Origin of the sequence: Leptospira sanjuanensis, from assembly GCF_022267375.1 — a bacterium.
Classification (GTDB): domain Bacteria; phylum Spirochaetota; class Leptospiria; order Leptospirales; family Leptospiraceae; genus Leptospira; species Leptospira sanjuanensis.
The window spans coordinates 2,837,501-2,854,618 of the sequence record NZ_JAIZBH010000001.1 but is presented as its reverse complement, the minus strand read 5'-3'; the positions used below and the strand labels follow the sequence as shown (position 1 = coordinate 2,854,618).

General features: G+C 47.3%; 18 protein-coding genes (1 of these 18 running past the window's edge). 12 read left to right on the top strand and 6 right to left on the bottom strand.

Annotated elements, in window-relative coordinates:
- The first annotated feature begins 1 nt into the window (after position 1).
- Positions 2 to 3,013, top strand: a complete 3,012-nt coding sequence (locus LFX17_RS12795; protein WP_238746984.1) for an Ig-like domain-containing protein — start codon at positions 2 to 4, stop codon at positions 3,011 to 3,013.
- Between the two features lie 193 nt (positions 3,014 to 3,206).
- Here LFX17_RS12795 and LFX17_RS12790 read toward each other — a convergent pair whose 3' ends face one another.
- The 3 genes from LFX17_RS12790 to LFX17_RS12780 all read right to left on the bottom strand — a co-directional run bounded on the left by LFX17_RS12790 (position 3,207) and on the right by LFX17_RS12780 (position 6,001).
- On the bottom strand, positions 3,207 to 3,647 hold the full coding sequence (locus LFX17_RS12790) for a DUF1761 domain-containing protein (protein WP_238730594.1): 441 nt from the start codon (positions 3,645 to 3,647) through the stop codon (positions 3,207 to 3,209).
- A 129-nt stretch (positions 3,648 to 3,776) separates the two neighbouring features.
- Complete coding sequence (locus tag LFX17_RS12785) at positions 3,777 to 4,508, bottom strand: FecR family protein (RefSeq protein ID WP_238730593.1); 732 nt, start codon at positions 4,506 to 4,508, stop codon at positions 3,777 to 3,779.
- 14 nt (positions 4,509 to 4,522) lie between these two features.
- Entirely contained in the window at positions 4,523 to 6,001 is a 1,479-nt protein-coding gene (locus tag LFX17_RS12780; protein ID WP_238730592.1) for a hypothetical protein, read from the bottom strand.
- Between the two features lie 230 nt (positions 6,002 to 6,231).
- Between LFX17_RS12780 and LFX17_RS12775 the strand changes: the two genes are divergently transcribed.
- Together LFX17_RS12775 and LFX17_RS12770 are read left to right on the top strand one after the other, a co-directional pair.
- The gene (locus tag LFX17_RS12775; protein WP_238730591.1) at positions 6,232 to 7,284 is read left to right on the top strand and encodes a sensor histidine kinase; all 1,053 of its coding nucleotides are present in this window, start codon (positions 6,232 to 6,234) and stop codon (positions 7,282 to 7,284) included.
- Positions 7,281 to 8,015, top strand: a complete 735-nt coding sequence (locus tag LFX17_RS12770; protein WP_238730590.1) for a LytR/AlgR family response regulator transcription factor — start codon at positions 7,281 to 7,283, stop codon at positions 8,013 to 8,015. The genes LFX17_RS12775 and LFX17_RS12770 overlap by 4 nt, the downstream gene beginning before the upstream one ends.
- On the opposite strand, the gene corA is transcribed toward LFX17_RS12770, so the two are convergent.
- From corA to LFX17_RS12755, 3 genes are all read right to left on the bottom strand, one after another.
- Positions 8,012 to 9,031 carry a magnesium/cobalt transporter CorA gene (gene corA / locus LFX17_RS12765; protein WP_238746982.1) on the bottom strand — a complete coding sequence of 340 codons (1,020 nt, stop codon included), beginning with the start codon at positions 9,029 to 9,031 and terminating at the stop codon, positions 8,012 to 8,014. The genes LFX17_RS12770 and corA overlap by 4 nt on opposite strands.
- A 387-nt stretch (positions 9,032 to 9,418) precedes the next feature.
- Positions 9,419 to 9,970 carry a TetR/AcrR family transcriptional regulator gene (locus LFX17_RS12760; protein ID WP_118956420.1) on the bottom strand — a complete coding sequence of 184 codons (552 nt, stop codon included), beginning with the start codon at positions 9,968 to 9,970 and terminating at the stop codon, positions 9,419 to 9,421.
- Between the two features lie 2 nt (positions 9,971 to 9,972).
- Positions 9,973 to 10,776: an aldolase/citrate lyase family protein gene (locus LFX17_RS12755; protein ID WP_238730588.1), complete on the bottom strand. Its 804-nt coding sequence runs from the start codon at positions 10,774 to 10,776 to the stop codon at positions 9,973 to 9,975.
- Between the two features lie 87 nt (positions 10,777 to 10,863).
- Between LFX17_RS12755 and lepB the strand changes: the two genes are divergently transcribed.
- The 9 genes from lepB to atpA all read left to right on the top strand — a co-directional run.
- On the top strand, positions 10,864 to 11,862 hold the full coding sequence (lepB, locus tag LFX17_RS12750; protein WP_238731596.1) for a signal peptidase I: 999 nt from the start codon (positions 10,864 to 10,866) through the stop codon (positions 11,860 to 11,862).
- A 5-nt stretch (positions 11,863 to 11,867) separates the two neighbouring features.
- Positions 11,868 to 12,155 carry an AtpZ/AtpI family protein gene (locus LFX17_RS12745; protein WP_238730587.1) on the top strand — a complete coding sequence of 96 codons (288 nt, stop codon included), beginning with the start codon at positions 11,868 to 11,870 and terminating at the stop codon, positions 12,153 to 12,155.
- Between the two features lie 279 nt (positions 12,156 to 12,434).
- Positions 12,435 to 13,172: a TPR end-of-group domain-containing protein gene (locus LFX17_RS12740; protein ID WP_238746980.1), complete on the top strand. Its 738-nt coding sequence runs from the start codon at positions 12,435 to 12,437 to the stop codon at positions 13,170 to 13,172.
- Between the two features lie 393 nt (positions 13,173 to 13,565).
- A complete protein-coding gene (locus LFX17_RS12735) occupies positions 13,566 to 13,895 on the top strand; it encodes a hypothetical protein (RefSeq protein ID WP_238730585.1) in 330 nt (109 codons plus the stop codon).
- A gap of 95 nt (positions 13,896 to 13,990) precedes the next feature.
- On the top strand, positions 13,991 to 15,106 hold the full coding sequence (gene atpB, locus LFX17_RS12730) for a F0F1 ATP synthase subunit A (RefSeq protein ID WP_238746979.1): 1,116 nt from the start codon (positions 13,991 to 13,993) through the stop codon (positions 15,104 to 15,106).
- Between the two features lie 38 nt (positions 15,107 to 15,144).
- Positions 15,145 to 15,447 (top strand): ATP synthase F0 subunit C, encoded by a 303-nt coding sequence (locus LFX17_RS12725; RefSeq protein ID WP_020774010.1) that lies wholly within the window; start codon positions 15,145 to 15,147, stop codon positions 15,445 to 15,447.
- 3 nt (positions 15,448 to 15,450) lie between these two features.
- Positions 15,451 to 15,972 carry a F0F1 ATP synthase subunit B gene (locus LFX17_RS12720; protein WP_238746978.1) on the top strand — a complete coding sequence of 174 codons (522 nt, stop codon included), beginning with the start codon at positions 15,451 to 15,453 and terminating at the stop codon, positions 15,970 to 15,972.
- Positions 15,973 to 15,976: 4 nt separating this feature from the next.
- A complete protein-coding gene (atpH, locus tag LFX17_RS12715) occupies positions 15,977 to 16,537 on the top strand; it encodes an ATP synthase F1 subunit delta (protein WP_238730582.1) in 561 nt (186 codons plus the stop codon).
- Positions 16,527 to 17,118 carry the start of a F0F1 ATP synthase subunit alpha gene (gene atpA, locus LFX17_RS12710; RefSeq protein ID WP_238730581.1) on the top strand. It continues 920 nt past the right edge of the window, so the window shows 592 of its 1,512 coding nt (coding positions 1-592); it begins with the start codon at positions 16,527 to 16,529; its stop codon lies beyond the right edge, outside the window. The genes atpH and atpA overlap by 11 nt, the downstream gene beginning before the upstream one ends.

Sequence of the window (17,118 nt, the reverse complement as noted above, 5' to 3'; positions counted from 1 at the left end):
GATGAGAATAAATACAGAGAAGAACGGGGTAATCAAGATGAACGGAAAGAAACGCATAATTCTATCTGGAATTCTTTCGGTCGCGGTATGTTTGGTATCGGCTTGTTCGGGAGAGAAAAACGCGAATTCTCCTTTGAACAGCGTCTTATCCCTTTTCGGAGTGGCGACCGACTCTTCGGTTTCGGCTAACGTGGTCGCTCCTTACACGGAGACGGACACGCCCACGGATCTTCCTGCCAACTTCGGCACCGCGGCGCCCGAGGCGATTCTTTATATTTCATCCACGTCAGACGTGGATCGTTATAAAAGTATCGAGATCCGTTTTTCTCATCCTATGAACAAGACAACCGTTCAAGCGGATTTGTCCCTATCTCCGAGCGCCGGAGTTCTGCCCGGTCCGGGAAAGGGAGGAGTTTTTTACTGGGCTTCCAGTTCGCGTTTGGTTTTCGATCCGTATCGGGAATTTAAAACCAACGAACAATACACTCTCAGTTTAACGAGCGCGTCCAAAACGATCGACGGCCGAGATCTTACGAACTATTCGCAGAGTTTCACCACGGAACCCGACTACTTGATGACGAACAAGATCAATACGACGAACACTCTCGGCGGAACGAACGATATCACGTTCAACAAAGCGACTACTCCTACGTTGACGCTGACTTCCACGTTTAACAATCCGGTCGTCGGTGCGAACTCGATTCAATCCATCCAGCTTAAACACATGGGAGATCCGAACACGTCGGGAATCAACATCTGCAATTCTCCGTGTAACATGAGTTCTACGTTTACGACCAATCTTTCGACTTCGGCGATTCCTCCTTATATCGGAGGGAACGTTTATTATTACGAAATCACCGTCGCTTCCGGAAAGGTGTTCAAACGATTCGCTACGTTCAATTACGGAAACGTTAATACGACGCCGAACAATCCGATCGTCAACGGCGGATCGTTGATTTTAGATCAGGCGCAGGCGATGCCTTTCTTGTCGAAGGTTCTCGAACGATTCTCCGCGGGAAATTTTAAGGTAAACGGAAAGACCTTCAATCAATTTGCCGATTCCGATAAAACGACCGTGAGAAGATCGAGCTATTGTATCGATTACAATGGGATCGGAAGTTTTACCATGCCCGCATATATCCGGTACTATGGAGATTCCGCTACGGGATTCGGAGACGGTTATTGCGGACCCTCCGGGGACAACCCGGGAGGTTTTACGGAAGAAGGCTGCGCGACCGTGATCTTTACGGACTGCACGGACTTCGATATCGACGTTTATATCACGGGTATCAACGTTTATCCGAACGTCGCCGGTTATCCCGGGCTCAAGAACATCGGCGTTTCGATGGTCGCGAATAATACGGGAGAATTGGGTTTCGACTTCAAGGGAAAAACCCTCGCCGTCGACATGATTATGATCGCGAAAAGCCGGGGCTCCTTGTTTTTAGTAATCGGATCGGGAAACCGTTTCGTATTCTCTACGACCGCATATTTGAACTACAACGACGCTCCGCCTGCGGATCGTTCGACGACTGGAAAGGCGAGTTTGACCGTAGATACAAACGGAGACGCTTCGCTTAACATTTTTACTCCTATTACGAACTTGACCAACTTCAATACGACGGATTGGTCGAACAATCTTACGGTAAAGGATAGAACCGGAAGAGTGAATTCGGTTCTTCTCGAAGCTACGACGAGCGGAATCGCGGGTTGGTTATCCGGAACCACGGAAGGAGCGGCGAACGGAATGGTTCCTGCTTTGACTCCTCTTATCACACGTTCGATGCTTCGCAACTTTATCGAAGACGTGGCTCCGTCCGTTTTGAATTCCATCATCGGGTCTTTGAAAAATCCGGGAGTCAATATCGCTCTGCCTTCTTATCTTCCGGCGCCTTTGGCGAACTTCGCGTTGAACATCAAGATTCAGTTGGGTGCGGATTCTCAAGTGCGCGTAACCGGTTTGAACAAAGGAATCGTGGGTTCCATCGATCTCGGAATCTCCGCGGCAAGTCCGATCGGTTCTCCTCGTTCGCATCAGGTTACGAGCGGTTTCGTAGTCAGCAAGCCGACCGGAGCCATGAGCAATCTCTATCAATTTTCCAAGAGCAACGCCAATCCGGGTCTTCTTCTTTCTTTGACGGTCGACTCGATCACACAAGCCGCGTATCATCTTTGGAAGAACCGGGCTTTGGATCTGAGCATCGATAAAGCGTTCATCGATACGATCAAGCTGTATGCGGGAAGCGATCCGCTCTTTCAATTGACTGAATCGCTGATCAAGGTTTCTCCGATCGTTAACATTCTCGCTCCGGGAAGATCGTCTTTGATCGGAATCGATCCCGTAACGGGAGCGGTTGTTCCCGCGATCAGCGGAACGGACGATATCATCATTCAGGTGAGTCCGATTCAAGCTCCGAACGGAACGTTAAAGCCGGTTGTGGGAACCGCCAAACCGAAATTGGAAGTGAACTTCACCGATATTCAACTTTCCATTTTAGGAAAGAGGGCGGATAACTCCACGTATCTCATCAGCACGGCCAGAGCGAGTTTGAAAGGACTTGCGGATTTCGATTTCGTTACCTTTTCCAATCCGACGGGAAATCCCGCGTATGCGAATCTCAACGCGTTGCAGATCAAAATTTCAAACGGTTCGACCTTGTCTTACACGTTGGATATTCTGGAAGGTTCTTCCGGAGCGGGTGCGCCGAATCCGTTCGGTCTGGATCCGAAAGGAATTCTTTCCGTGGTGGATCCTCTGGTTCCGTCCTTGATCGTTCCTTTGGTCAACAACGTGTTGAAGGAGATTCCTCTTCCTGCGAGCATCAGTTTGCCCGCGCTAACGCATCCGACCAACGGAACTGCTTGCGGAATCATTACGAAAACGACACATTCTTATCTTTATACTCTGCCGATCGTGGATACGGAACCGTATCCGTACGTTTTCGGAGGACTTCGCTTAACATCGGGGGGGCCTGCCGCTGCGGATCCGGGCGTCTTGATTACCTGTCCGTAGCCGAACGATCATAGAAGCGATGTTTTAATTTTCTTCGCGCTAAGGATGTGGAGCGGGCGTAAGCAGTCGCCTCGGAAAGAGGCGACCGAAGGCGAGAGCCGGAGCGCGTAACAAGCCTGGTCTGCGCGCCTTTTGCGTAGTATCGTATATTACGTTTTTTGCAAGCGTGCAGAAGCGCCCGAACGTTTCGGATTTATCTCCAATAGGAAAGAATCATGGCCACCGCTTGAAGGGCGAGAAAATTATATCCGGCGCCGATTCCGAAAAATTTCCAGGATCTGCCTTCGAAGGCCACGTCGTTCAGCAACATCGGAACGTAAAATCCGAGCCAAGTGTAAAATCCGGAAAAGAATCCGTAGACGTAAGCGGGGCTGTCTTCGCCCGCATTCCAAGAGGACGCTCTCCAAACGTTCGTGGTATAAAACAGAACGTATGCCGTTAAAAAAGAACCGATTACCATAATCCCCATGGATTTCCACATGTCCTTCGAGTTCGGAACGAAATCAGAGGGAATGCCCATTTCCTTCATCCAGGCTTTACCGAAGATCGGTCCGTACCAGAGCCAGCCGATAATAACGTTCGCAACGACGGCAACTAGGACCGCCAGATAGTTGATGTGTAGTTCAGGGTGCATAATTTCTCCTTTTTTCTAAGAAAGAGAATTGTATAAGGCGCCGCCGAACGGATGTCAAGCGGTTCTCGGGCACAAAAAAACCCGGCCGAAGCCGGGCACAGCGGATGTTGGTTTTGGTTAAAGAGAAACTTATTGTTTACCGTAGGTCTCGTCCTTCTGAACGTCGTCGGGAGGAGTCCAACCTTCCGGAGTGTGACAAGAAAGACAGTTCTTTAAGGAAACGTTCTTTTTTAATCTTGCTTCGAAACCGGACAGAGCTTTCAGCTTCTTTATGATTCCTTCATATTCAACTTTCTTCATATCGGAATCTTTGGGAGAAACAAACGTTCCTTTTCCCTTTTCCTGAAGAATTTCCTTTCCTTCCGAATCGGAGACCAATACTTTCCCTTCGCAGGTGCAAAAGGAAGAATCCTTCGTTTTCGGATCGTATAAAACGGAGAAGGAAGTTCCGCGAACGCCGGCGGTCGATGTCGCTGTCGCCACGTCGAATTTTTTGCCTTTTAGTCCCACGATTTTGAACCAGGCGAAACCTTGATTCACTTCGACGCGTCCGTCCTTCGATTCACCGTGAAGACTTGCGAGTTTTACCTTACTGTTCTGCTGAATCTTGAATTCGGAACCCTTGTAAACGATGGTGATCCTGGACCCGTTTCCGGTGGAAATCAAATCTCCTTCGTCCACGAAATCGTTCGATTTGAGAGGCTCCCAAGAGGTTTTGCCGGTCTTTTGAACATGAGCTTTTCCTAATAAAAAGCCGACCTTTGCGTCTCCCGTTTTCGATTCCTGACTCAGAAGAACGATCGAACTTCCGGTCATCGTAAGCGAGAGAAGTATCGATGCGATCTTGAATTTGCGGTTCATAACAATCTCCTAATTTAAAACTCTATCGTTGTCTTTAAGATAATCTGTCTATCTAAGGCGGAATAGGAAAGAATTCCCGGTCCGCCGGCTCCGTTAAACTGATTCAAATATTCCCGTTCGGTTCTTTCGGTCCCGTTCACGTCGATGTAAGAATTCTGTGCGATTCCTCTGGAATCGAAATTCTTGTTTTCCACATAACCGAGCGCCATTCTAAACTGAGGCATTACGATCCACTCGAAAAAGACGCTGACCCTTCGGAAAGAACTCTTACTCGCATAACCGTTGTTCGACGTTTCGGGGACGGAGGCCGCCAAGGCGGTCGGTAGCGTCTGCGTGGAAACGGGAACTCCCGTTCCCGGAATCCATTCCTTCTGCTGGGAATCGGTCGTTCCTACGATTCCGTTATTCCCCGTTCCGCGTTCGATTCTTCCTAAAATGGAAAAGTTGCCGATTCCGACGGAGAACCAAGCGTAAGCGCCTCTCCCGAATCGATCCTTTCCGTAAACGGCAGGAGGAGCAAACGGCTGGAAACGATCGCGGAGTTCTCCCGCGTATTGTCTTTTAAAGAATGCGCCGATCCCGAAATTCAGTTGAACCGCGCCGTTCCATATTAAATCGAATTCGGAACCGGCCGTGTCCGATTGAAGGGAACGGTTGCTCTTGAAGTAGCTCGTGTTCGGATCGAGATCGTTTCGCACGCAACTGGTTTTTCCTTCGTAACATTCGTTTTTCCGCGCTCCGAACGCGTTTTCCCTTCTATAAAAAAGATGAAATCCGGCTTTTCCTTTCTCGCCTAACTCTGGTTCAACGGACACGCGCGAGGATATATCCATTCCCGCCGAATTGGTGTTCTGGGCCTCGCGATATCCTTCTCCGTTGCTCAGCATCAGCTGGGAGCTTACGATCGACCATTTTCCGGTCGCGCTGAGCCCGATGTCGGCCGGCTGCGGAGAAAAACCGAGGGATTCGAGAGGTCCGCGATCGATATATCTCCACTTCCAATAGTTGCTCCACTGCGTGTACGTGTGAGGCAGTTCCTGCATTCCGAAGTTGAGCGTGTAATTTCCCGCGGACGTTTCCCACGTTTTTTTAATACTCGCTCTGCGGATAGCGATCACATAAGGATTCGGCTTCGTTCCTCCGTCCAATCGTGTATCCGCTGTTAGTTGAGCGTTTCGGACCAATTCTCCCCAAAGTTCGGTTTGTATTCCGGTTTCCTGAAACGTCTTCGAGATCATCAATAAGGTCCAAGGAGTGGAGAATCCGACTCTGTCGTTCGCGTTCATATACGGGTTTGCCCCGTTGTTTGCGGTCCCCGAGTTGTCGCTGCCCAGCTTTTCCCCGTAGGACGGCGAGATAACACCACGAACGTCCAGCCCGTAGTAGGCGTCCGGTTCGTCTTTTTTTGTTGTAACAACTGGTTCTGCAAACATGGTCTCAGCAGTCAATAAGAACGATGATATTAGAATGAAACGGATCGATTGTATTTTCATGATTCCTCTGAACCGTTAGTAGCCGGGAAAAAGTTATTTCCGTCAATTTTTTATGCGATTTCATTCTTCTTCTTTTCCTCTTAAAAAAAACAAACGCTGGCAATTCTTTTCCCAAAAGAGTATGCTCTTGGGAAATGAAACGCAGGTTTTGAGGAATTAAAGGATGAAATCCGGAATGACGGGAAATAAATTGTGCGTTCCAATGCTTATACTAAGCAGGTGAATTGAAAATGAACTCCGGTAAGCGCATACGCTGGTTTAAACTTTTTTTCTGGTTCTCCATAAACACCGTCATCGGAACCATGAACGCCCTTTTGATCGCGCACAATTCCGAGTCTCCCTTTTGGAAAGTCTTTCTCGCTACCCAGATCACCACACATTTCGTTTGCGGGATCGTGGAGATGACCGTGGAGTCCTTGAATTCTTCCGGACAAAAACACGGATTTATAAAATCCGGCGTTATTTTAATATTAGCGTCTTGTTTTGCGGCGATCGTGGGAGTTGCCGCCGGAGGAATTCTTCACGCGATCGCGTTGACCGATGAAACGCCGGGGAAACATCACGGCGGTTCGTACAATATCCTTTTGAGTTCCCTGATCCTCGCGCTCTTTATCTCCGTATTGGAAAAATCCATGCAGATTCTCATCGAAAAGAAGAAGGAATCCGAAAGCGCGCTCAAGGAACTGCACTACGCCGCGCTTCAATCGAGGATGGACCCGCATTATCTATTCAATACTTTGAATACGATTCACGCTCTTTTGGAAATCGATCCCTCGAGGGCGGATCGTGCGATTCTTCTTTTATCGGATTCGTATCGCTTTTTAACCGAAAGACATTCCGAAAGACTCGTTTCGTTTCGGGAAGAATGGGAATTTACGAGAAATTATCTCGAACTTCAAAAGATCCGCTTCGCCGATTTTATGGAGCTTAGAATGGAAAGCAAAGGGGACTTTTCCGGAATTTCGATTCCTCCTTTGTCGATTCAACCTTTGGTCGAGAACAGTTTCAAACATTCCGTAAATTCCGGAGACGTTCAGAGGAAGATCTGCGTAAGCGCGGAGATTAAAAACGGAAAGATACGGATTTCGATCGAGGACAACGGAACGATTTCCACGTCGAGAAGACAGTATTCCGGGCCCGGGGGAGGATTCGGAATGCAGGCGATAAGAAGCACTTTGAGAAACATTCAGGCGAGACTGGATTACAATTTCCGGGACGCCATATTAAAATTGGAAGAAGGGGAGACCGGAGGGACCACGGTTCTTTTGGAATATTCCGTATGAAAGATTTATTATATTCTGTTTTGATTGTGGAGGACGAGGCTCCTGCCAGGGAGCTCCTCCGCAAATATCTGGAAGAATGGACTTCCTTTAGGATCGATGCCGTTGCCGGTAACGGCCGTCAAGCGCTCGAGGTTTTGGAACGGAAGAATTTCGATCTTGTCTTTCTCGACGTGAATCTACCCGAAAAATCGGGGATTCAGGTTTTGGAGGAGAAGGGCAAACCCGCTCCGGCGCTCGTGTTTACGACGGCGTATCGGGATCACGCGTTGCGCGCCTTCGAGGCGGGCGCTTTGGATTATCTGTTAAAGCCGTATTCCCGCGAACGTTTTCGTGAGACGATGACCCGAGTCGAGGAATTTCTATCCGTCCGCAAAAAAGGAAACAAGGCCGAAGCCTTTTTGTTTTTCCGGGAATCGGGTATTTTGCACCGTCTCAGTCTTTCCAAACTTTTGTATCTGACGGCAAACGGAAAAAAATGCGTGTTGCACAGCACGGACAAGGATCATGAAACTCCGAAACTTCTGGGGGATTTGGAAGAGGAACTTCCGGGAGATCGTTTCGTGAGAATTCATAAAAAGTATATTCTTAATTTGGAATATATTTCGGGGATGAAATCGAACGCGGGCGGAGGATACGAGGTGTTTCTGAACGACGAGGACGAAACGGTTCTTCCCGTCGGAAGGGAATACGTTTCCGTATTAAAGGAAAAATTCCGGGAAAACGTGAACTAATCCCGGAACCAGTGTTTCTTTCGAAACCAATATATCATTCCCGGAGGGATCAAAGCCGCGCCTGCGACCGTAAAGAATAAGAACGGGACGCTGTCATAGGGAATGGCGGTGAAGTTCATTCCGAAAAATCCGGTAAGAAAGGTCAGAGGCATAAAGATCAAACTGATCAACGTAAGTCGCTTAACGACGTCGTTCGTTCTTTGGGAGATCACCGAAAAATACGCGTCCATCGTGTTTCCCAAAAGATCCCGATCCATATCGATCGTTTCGTACAGCCTGTTCAAATGATCGTAAACGTCCCGGAAATAGATCTGAATCTTGGGACTTAAAAAATTGCCGTCTCTTCGGATTAAACTGTTCACAATTTCGCGTTGCGGGGAAAGAACCCTTCGAATGCGCGTAAGATTCCGTTTTAAAAAGAGAATACCCGCAATCGTCTGTTGGCTGTCTTGGTTTACGAGGATCTGCGCTTCGATCCGTACGATTTCCTCGCTCATCTTATCGAGGATCGGAAAGTTGGAATCCACCGTTTGATCGAAAAGCATATACAGAATCTGATCGGTTCCCCGGGAAAGAGGATTGCCCTGTGTCATACAACGCGATCGCAGTTGTTCGATCAACGGTTCCTCCTTTTGGTGAACGGTGACCACGAACTTCTCGTTATAAAAGATATGGATCTCGTTGCTTCGGAGAATTTTTTTGTCCGCGTCGTATTGAAAACGATGTAGAACGATAAAGATATACGAACCGTATTCTTCCAGTTTCGGTCTTTGGTTTTTGTTGATGCAATCTTCGATCGCGAGCGGGTGAAAGTTGCATTCTCTCGCAAGAAAATCGAGATCTTCTCCTTCCGTCGAATCCAAATCGATCCAAACGAGTCCTTTGCCGCAAAGCCATTCGAGTTCGGGAATTGCCGCCGGTTTGTCGCCCGCTTCCAAAAGAACTTCGCAAGGACCGGCCACCGTTTTTTCCTGACCGCCTTCGGGAAAGGATTCCGTGAGTAAGATTCGTTTCAAACAGAGAGTCTCCGACGGATGAGACTATCCGGCAAAGCGACTCTGGCAAGGAGAATTATTTGGGGGAGAATTTGTCGTAGTTCCGACAATCCGCCGTAACACAAGCGCGGCCCCCGCCCTCATCGGGTGGAGGTGGCGGGTTTTGCGGGAAACCCTCGGACAATTTTCCACTAACATAAAATTCCTCTTTTGTAAAACGGAATTTACTTGGACGAAACTTGTCGGAACTACGACAAATTCCCGGACGCTTGCCTATGCCTCGCAAAGAGCCGACGACAAAGTTCCGTTGCCTTTCGGCTAACTCGCTCTCTGAACTCAAATCTCGTTCCCTATGGGTCACTCGATAAATCGCGTTAACTCAGCAGAACGCTCTCTATGAATCGCGTTCTATGTATTCTTCAGCGTGTAAACGAGATAGTTCCGAAAGTCGTCGAGGGAGAATTCTTTCTTGTTGGTAAGATAATTGATCATGTAACCGATCGTAGTCGAAGCGAGGTTTTTGATCTCGAATTCGGTGTAGTTCGGTTTAACGGCGCGGATCGTCTTTTTGGAAGTTTCAAAAAAGATCATATTCACGAGGTGAATGTTTCTTCGTTTGAGTCTGTGGATCTTCGGTTGAAGCATCAGATTCCAATACAAACGGAGATATTCCTCGTTTTCCTTCACAAGGGTGATGATACTTTCCGAAACGAGCTGGATCAGATCCTCCGTGCTCGGATTGGAAACCACCTCGTCCGTGACGTATCGCTTTAGAATTTTATCATGCGATTCGATGATCCCTTCCAGGATCGCTTCTTTCGAGTCGAAATAGCGATACGCGAGCCCGAGAGACATTCCCGCCTTCGAAGCGACCTGTCTCATCGTGGTTCCGTGATAACCTTGTTCAGAAAAAAGTTTAAGGGAAGTTTTTAGGATCAGATCCCGGGTGTCTTTCGCCATTCTTATCGGATCGAGTAGAGAACCTTTCTGGCTCCGATTCTTTCCCGATTGGTTTCCATTCTGTTTTTATAAGAGAACGCCTTTTCGGGTTTTAAAACGGAGAATAGATCGTAGAGTTCGATCTCAAAGAAGAGCATCGCTTCCGCGACTTCTTCCGGATTCTTTTTCAAAGCTTCCGATGTATTTACGACTACGTGTCTTGAATTGATAAGGTCGGGACCGATGACTTCGGCGACCTTTCTGAAATTGGACTTCGTGATCGTTCCTCCGACGGAAGTACGTTTTCCTCTTTCTCTGGAAAGATATACGATGTTCTTCGTGACCCGCATCACTTCTTCGTCGTCCGGAATCAAACCCATGGAAGCGGAGAGATCGGAGCGAGCCGCGGTGACTTGATCCAAATCCTCGAAAGGACGTGAATCCGCGATCTCCATCAGATTTTTATAACCCGTGATCGTTTCCAAATTGATCGACTTGGAAACCTTGCCGTAGTTCACGGGAGTAAGCATGCTTTTCAATGTCTGAATAAAATTTTTGAGTGCGTATGAGGATTCGATCATAGGAGCGCAGATTCCTTCGATCTCCTCTTTGACGAGCATACGGATATCCGTCCTCGCTTCGGGGCCGCCGATTTTAACGGTGACCGGAACCAGATCCTTAGCCGCTAAATGGAGAATTCGGATTTCATCCGCGTCCATATCCTCCGTTTCGGTGCCGCCTTTCAGTCCGCAAATCGGATACTGATCGGTAAGAGAAACGAGGGTTCTTCTGAGTTCGATGAGTTTACGGTCTATCTGCTCTTTCACGCTAGAAGTATCGACCGATTTTGAAAAACCGATAGAATTTTTAACGCAGGATTGACAACTGAAGTGAGATTCTTTTTGCTTTCCCTTATGCAGGAACCCGAGGTAAAAACAAAGGATTCTTCCTCCGGGGAAGAATCTCCCATCAGCTCTACTTTTTCCTTTATTCTGATCGTGATCCTGGTATTTGCCTTCAAATCCTCGGTTTTAGACGCGAATAATATCCCATCGGGATCGATGATCCCCACCTTAAAAATCGGGGATTTTCTCTTTGTAAACAAGATGAGATACTCGGTTCGGATGCCGTTCACCGAAGCGGAGCTCTTTCGGATCGACGATCCGAAACGCGGAGACATCGTAACCTTCGCACCGCCGTTGCGCGCTCTGAGTTTGGGCGACAGCCGGGACGGATTCTTTGCAAAGCGCTACGTCAAGCGGGTCATCGGATTGCCGGGCGATACGATTCGAATCACCTCTAAATTTCTTTCCACAAAGAAGGGAAACGTGAACTACTCCGTGATCGAATACAAGGAGAAGGGATCGGAAACGTTTCAAAACTACGAACCGGTAGAAGTGGAAGAGGGGGATGTCCTCGGTGATTTGGACAATCTTTACGCGCCGACCAGAACCTTGTTTCAGGAAAAAAAGCCAGGATTTGAACACTACGTGCTCGAAGGCTACGAAGAAGACAGAAAACGCCTCGACGGTTACGAATGTAATTTTTCGATCGGGTGCGAAATTCCCGAAAATCAATACATGGTCGTGGGAGATAACCGGGACGATTCTCACGATTCCCGCGCATGGGGATTCGTAAAACGCGAGGACATTCTCGGAAAAGCGCTCGTCATTTATTTTTCCATCAACTGGAAGGACAACGTCTGCGAGTATAAAAACGGAAAGGAACTTTCCGAAAAAGGCCCGGAGTTCGCGGAACGGTATCAAGGCGAAGAACTCGTAAAAAACTGTCATCCTTCTGAGATCGGTTTAATCCGCGAAGAAAGCAAACTTGGCTGGATCGAACGCACGCTTCGTTATAGAATCTGGAGAATGGAAGTGCGCTGGAATCGAATCGGCAAGATTCTGCGTTAGGCGTTATGTCTGAGAAAAATTTAGAACCGTCCGGAAAAGAAGAATCCTCCGGCAAGGAAAACGATCCTTCCGGATTTCAAAAGGAATCTAAATCGAAGGAAAAAGAAATTTCTCCTTGGGAATTTGCGGGTCTTGGAATGGAATTCGCGGTGATTGTCGTCGGTTCGGTATATCTTGGAAATTATTTGGATACGAAGTTTCATTCTTCTCCGTTCGGTTTGCTCGGAGCTTGCCTTCTCGGATTCTCCTACGGAATTTACTACATCATTTATAGAACGACACTGAAGAAGTAGCGTAGGTTCCGACTTTTTTCCAAGAATCCTCTTTCTTTCAATCGAAACGATCGTTTTGATGGGAAGAATTTCTCGTAGATACGACTTTCTAAATCGAATCGTTATTTCTTGGATCGCCCGACCGTTTCGCTGAACCACCGTTCATTAAACGCGAGTTTGCGCTCTTCCGATTTGTGCCTGTCGGAATTCAAACTTCTCTTTCAAAAAAAATCGAACTCTGCAAAAAACGAAGAAACTTTTCGGCTCTTTCGTGGTTACCTTGTCGGTCGATTTGTTTTTATGAATCTAAAACGTATTTTTCTAATATTCTTTGCGGGAACCGGAATCGGATTCTTTGTCAACTGTGCGCTCTTGTTTCCGGTTGAAACCGCGACGGAACGTTGGCGGAGTTCCGTCCAAAAATTGGAGCGGTCTTCCGGCCAAGAGCGAAGACTCGCCGAAAAAGAATACGTTACTCATCTCGAAAGCTTTCAAGGGGATTCGATCGAAACCAAGGAATCGCTTCGAAACTTTATTCTCGCCGAAACCGCGAGTCGATTCAATTCGCAGATCGCACAAAAGGATTGGGCGGCCGCGGCGTTCATCGCTTCGATTTATGCCGAAACGATTCCGTTTTTAGGAATCGGGGATATTACGATCAAAGGAACCAAAAGCGGAAATCTTTATTCCGCACGCGAATACTTTGTCGCGGACCTGATTGCGTATACGGGAGAAAGCAAGGACGATCGTTTTCTTCCTCTCATTCAAAAGATGATTCCGAATCCGATCGGCGATGCAAGGCTCGCGTTCAATCTCGCTTGTCTGCACGCATTGAACGGAAACAAACAAGAAATGCTGCAATACATGAAGATCGCTTTGTTTCTAGGAAAAGAAACCGTGGACTTTGAAAACGACTCCGACTTTAACGCGTTTCGTTCCGATCCCGATTTCATCAAAATGATTTGGGATGGTCCCGCCTTGAATCCTTCCTTGATTCCGCCGGCTTCGAAACCGAATCTTTCATCTCCAAAACGTTAAAGGGAGAAGGAGGAAGTTCGACCGTTTTTCGGTAAAGTGTGGGAACTCATACAAAACGACTGAACAACGGTAAAGTGTGGGAACTCATACAAAACGACTGACTAACGGTAAAGTGTGGGAACTCATACAAATCGACTGACTAACGGCAAAGTGTGGGAACTCATACAAAACGACTGACTAACGGTAAAGTGTGGGAACTCATACAAATCGACTGAACAACGGTAAAGTGTGGGAACTACCACGAATTTCTCGAATTACGTTGGCCTCTTCTTCTCGCCGAAAAACGTAGGAACTACCACAAATCCCCATTTCCACAATCAAAATTGAATGGCCCCCGGAAGATCTTGATTCTTCTTGGAACCGTAGACGACTGCAAAGAGGAAACGAACAAAAATGAGCTGGAAGAAGTATCTCTTAGGACTTGCCGTTTTGATTCTTGCCTTAGCTACCGGTTACGAAATCTTTTATCCCGAAAGGAAATTTCTTTCCGGAAGCATTCTCGCCTTGTGTTTGCTTGTTCCTTTTTATCTCTTAAAAATTCTCGCGATCGTTAAATTTCCCGAAAAAGGTGTGGGAATGCAGATGGGCATAATGGCAGCATCGTTCTTTTGCAACGGAATCGGCCTTTGGGTAACAGTTTCACAGAACGATAGTTCTGATCTTATAATTGGTTTTTTGATTGCCCATTTCAGCCACTTTCTAATAGTTGTATTCGCGAGCTGAATTCCGGAATCGCTTATACATACAAAGAAGGCCGGAATGTCGCCAATTCTGTGCAAGCGGTTCGTTTTTCACCGTTCCGTTTTTGACTCGAACAAATGAATCTTAACAAGACTTCTTTTATGACAAAAAAGTTTATCTTCTTTGCGTTCTTAATCGTATTACTTCAATTCCCGATTTTTGCATCCGAGGAATCTTCTCACGAAGCGGCCTTCGATCTAAACGAAGTCATCGTTCATCACTTGATGGACAACGCCGAGTTTCCTCTCAATTTCGGAGGAATTCAGGTTTTCGAGGGTGAGACCGGTTTTGATCCTTCTGCTTCGGCGATCTTTACCGACCACGAAACCGGAAAACGTTTCCACTACGTGGGCGGATTCGATATGCACATTACGAAACGCGTCACGATGATGTGGATCGTAGCCCTTCTTCTTTTTATCATCTTTATTCCTGCGGCGAGAATCATCGCAAAGAATCCTCTGAAGATTCAGTCCCGTTTCGCAAACACGGTCGAAGTGTTCGTAAATTTCTTACGCAAGGACATCGTAGACGAAAGTATGCACGGACACGGTCACGGCTACTATCACTACATCTTCACTCTGTTCTTCTTTATCTTATTTTGTAACCTGATGGGGCTGGTTCCTTCCGTCGGCGAGTTGCTCGTTGTCGGTAAAGAATACGGAGCGATTGCGGCGACTAAGATCGGTTTGATCACTCCCGTTCCCGACCAGTTGATTGCGGCGCACGGCGGACACGGTTCACATCACGAAGCGCCTCTCGCTGCAAAGATCTGGAGCGGTATCACCGTAACCGGAGATATTTCCGTAACGATGACGCTTGCGCTTCTTACCATGTTCTTAATTTATACCGCCGGTTTCATTTATCAAGGGCCGAAGTTCATCTGGCATTCCGTTCCAAACGGAGTTCCTCTTCCGCTCTATTTGATCATGTGGCCTTTGGAGTTCATCGTTTCTCCGATGGCAAAAACATTCGCACTTACCGTGCGTCTTTTGGCGAACATGACCGCGGGACACGTTATCATTCTCGCTTTGATGGGTTTTATCTTTCAGTTTCAGTCTTGGGGAATCGTTCCCGTTTCGGTGATCGGTTCGGGACTCATCTACGTCTTGGAAATCTTCGTGGCTTTCCTTCAGGCGTATATTTTCGTATTGCTTACTTCCTTATTCGTGGGATTAAGCATGCATAGGCATTGATTAGAGAATATTGAATCAACAAGGAGTCAATTGACAATATGGAATTTGGATTAGGATATATCGGTGTGGGTATCGCGGCTGGAGTCGCAATTCTCGGAGCAGCTCTCGGAATCGGAAGAATCGGTGGTTCTGCTACTGAAGGTATTTCAAGACAACCGGAAGCTGGCGGAAAAATTCAAACTGCAATGATTATCGCTGCAGCTCTTATCGAAGGTGCCGCTCTGTTCGCTCTCGTGATCGCTTTCCAAGCTGCGGGAACTCTGAACGAAGGTCTGAAAGCTACCGTTGCGAACCAAACTAAAGCTTCTGCAACTGCAGCAACCGAAGAAAAAGGAAAGTAAAACTTGGTACTCTTAGCTGCTAAGGGATTAAGCCTCCTAGATGTGAACCCGGGTCTGGTAGTCTGGACTCTGGTTACCTTTCTAGTCGTAGTCTTAGTTCTGAAAAAGTTTGCCTGGGATGTAATTCTGAATGCTCTCGACGAAAGAGCCCAAACCGTTCAGAACGATATCAAAAAGGCCTCAGAACTCCGTTCGGAAGCGGAAGCTCTTCTGAAGGATTACGAAGCTAGGTTGAACTCTGCGAAAGACGAAGCAAATGCGATGATCGCCGAAGCCAAGTCCGATGCTCTGAAACTGAAGAACAAACTCTTGGAAGAAACAAACCAAGAAGTGAAAGCTCAGAAAGAACAGGCAGTGAAAGAGATCGAACTCGCGAAAGGCAAAGCTCTGGAACAACTGCAATCCCAGCTCGTCGATATGACGATCTCCGTTGCGGGTAAAGTTTTGGAAAAACAACTCAAAAGCGAAGACTACAAAGCTTTCGTTGAAAACGAACTAGACAAACTCAAAAAACTGAGCGCATAAAACAATGAACGACTCCGGTGTCTCGAAAATATACGCGTCCGCCCTTTTGGGAGCGAGTTCCGCTCCGGAAGAAGTGGAACAAGAACTCGCGGATTTAGTTCAGCTTCTTTTTCAAGAGGAAAAGATCAGGAATTTCTTTCTTTCTCCGACCGTATCGATCGAGGAGAAGGAAACGATTCTTGTAAAAAATCTCCGGGGAAAAGTTTCAGAGACGACTTTGAACTTTCTCGGAGTGCTTTTAAACAAGGGAAGATTTATCAGTTTCCCGGACATTCAAAAGCAGTTTACAGAAGAGCTGGATAAGAAGAAAGGAAGAGTTCGCGCGCAAGTAAGAAGTTATCCTTCTTTAGAACCTTCTCAAATCACCAAACTCGAATCCATACTTTCGGAAAAATTCAAATCGCAATTCATTCTGGAAGTCTCGGAAGATAAGTCTCTTCTGGGCGGATTTGTCGTACAATTCAATGACTTAAAAATCGAAAAGTCAATCGCTTCCCAGCTCAAGGAAATCAAGAAAGCCATGCTGGAAAAGAAATTACCGGTTGGAGCCATCTATGAAAATTAAAACAGACGAAATTACGTCCGTTCTCAAACAGGAAATTTTAAATTATAAGAAAGACCTCAGCGTAGAAGAAGTCGGAACGGTCCTCGAGATCGGTGACGGTATCGCTCGGGTTTACGGACTCAAAAACGTGATGTCCGGAGAGATGGTCGAGTTCCAAAACGGAATCTTCGGTCAGGCGTTCAACCTCGAAGACAACTCCGTAGGTGTGGTCGTTTACGGAGATTATCTCGCAATCCAAGAAGGATTCACCGTAAAAAGAACGAACCGCATTCTCGAAGTTCCGGTAGGACCGGAGCTTCTGGGCCGCGTAGTGAACCCGTTAGGTGAACCTCTCGACGGAAAAGGGCCGATCAACGCAAAACTTACCAGACCCGTTGAATCTCCCGCTCCTGGAATCGCGATGAGACAACCCGTAGGCGAACCGATGCAAACAGGAATCAAAGCGATCGACGCGATGATCCCCGTCGGACGCGGACAGAGAGAGCTCATCATCGGTGACCGTGGAACCGGAAAAACTTCCATCGCACTCGATACGATCATTAACCAAAAAGGCGCGGGTGTTATCTGCGTTTACGTTGCGA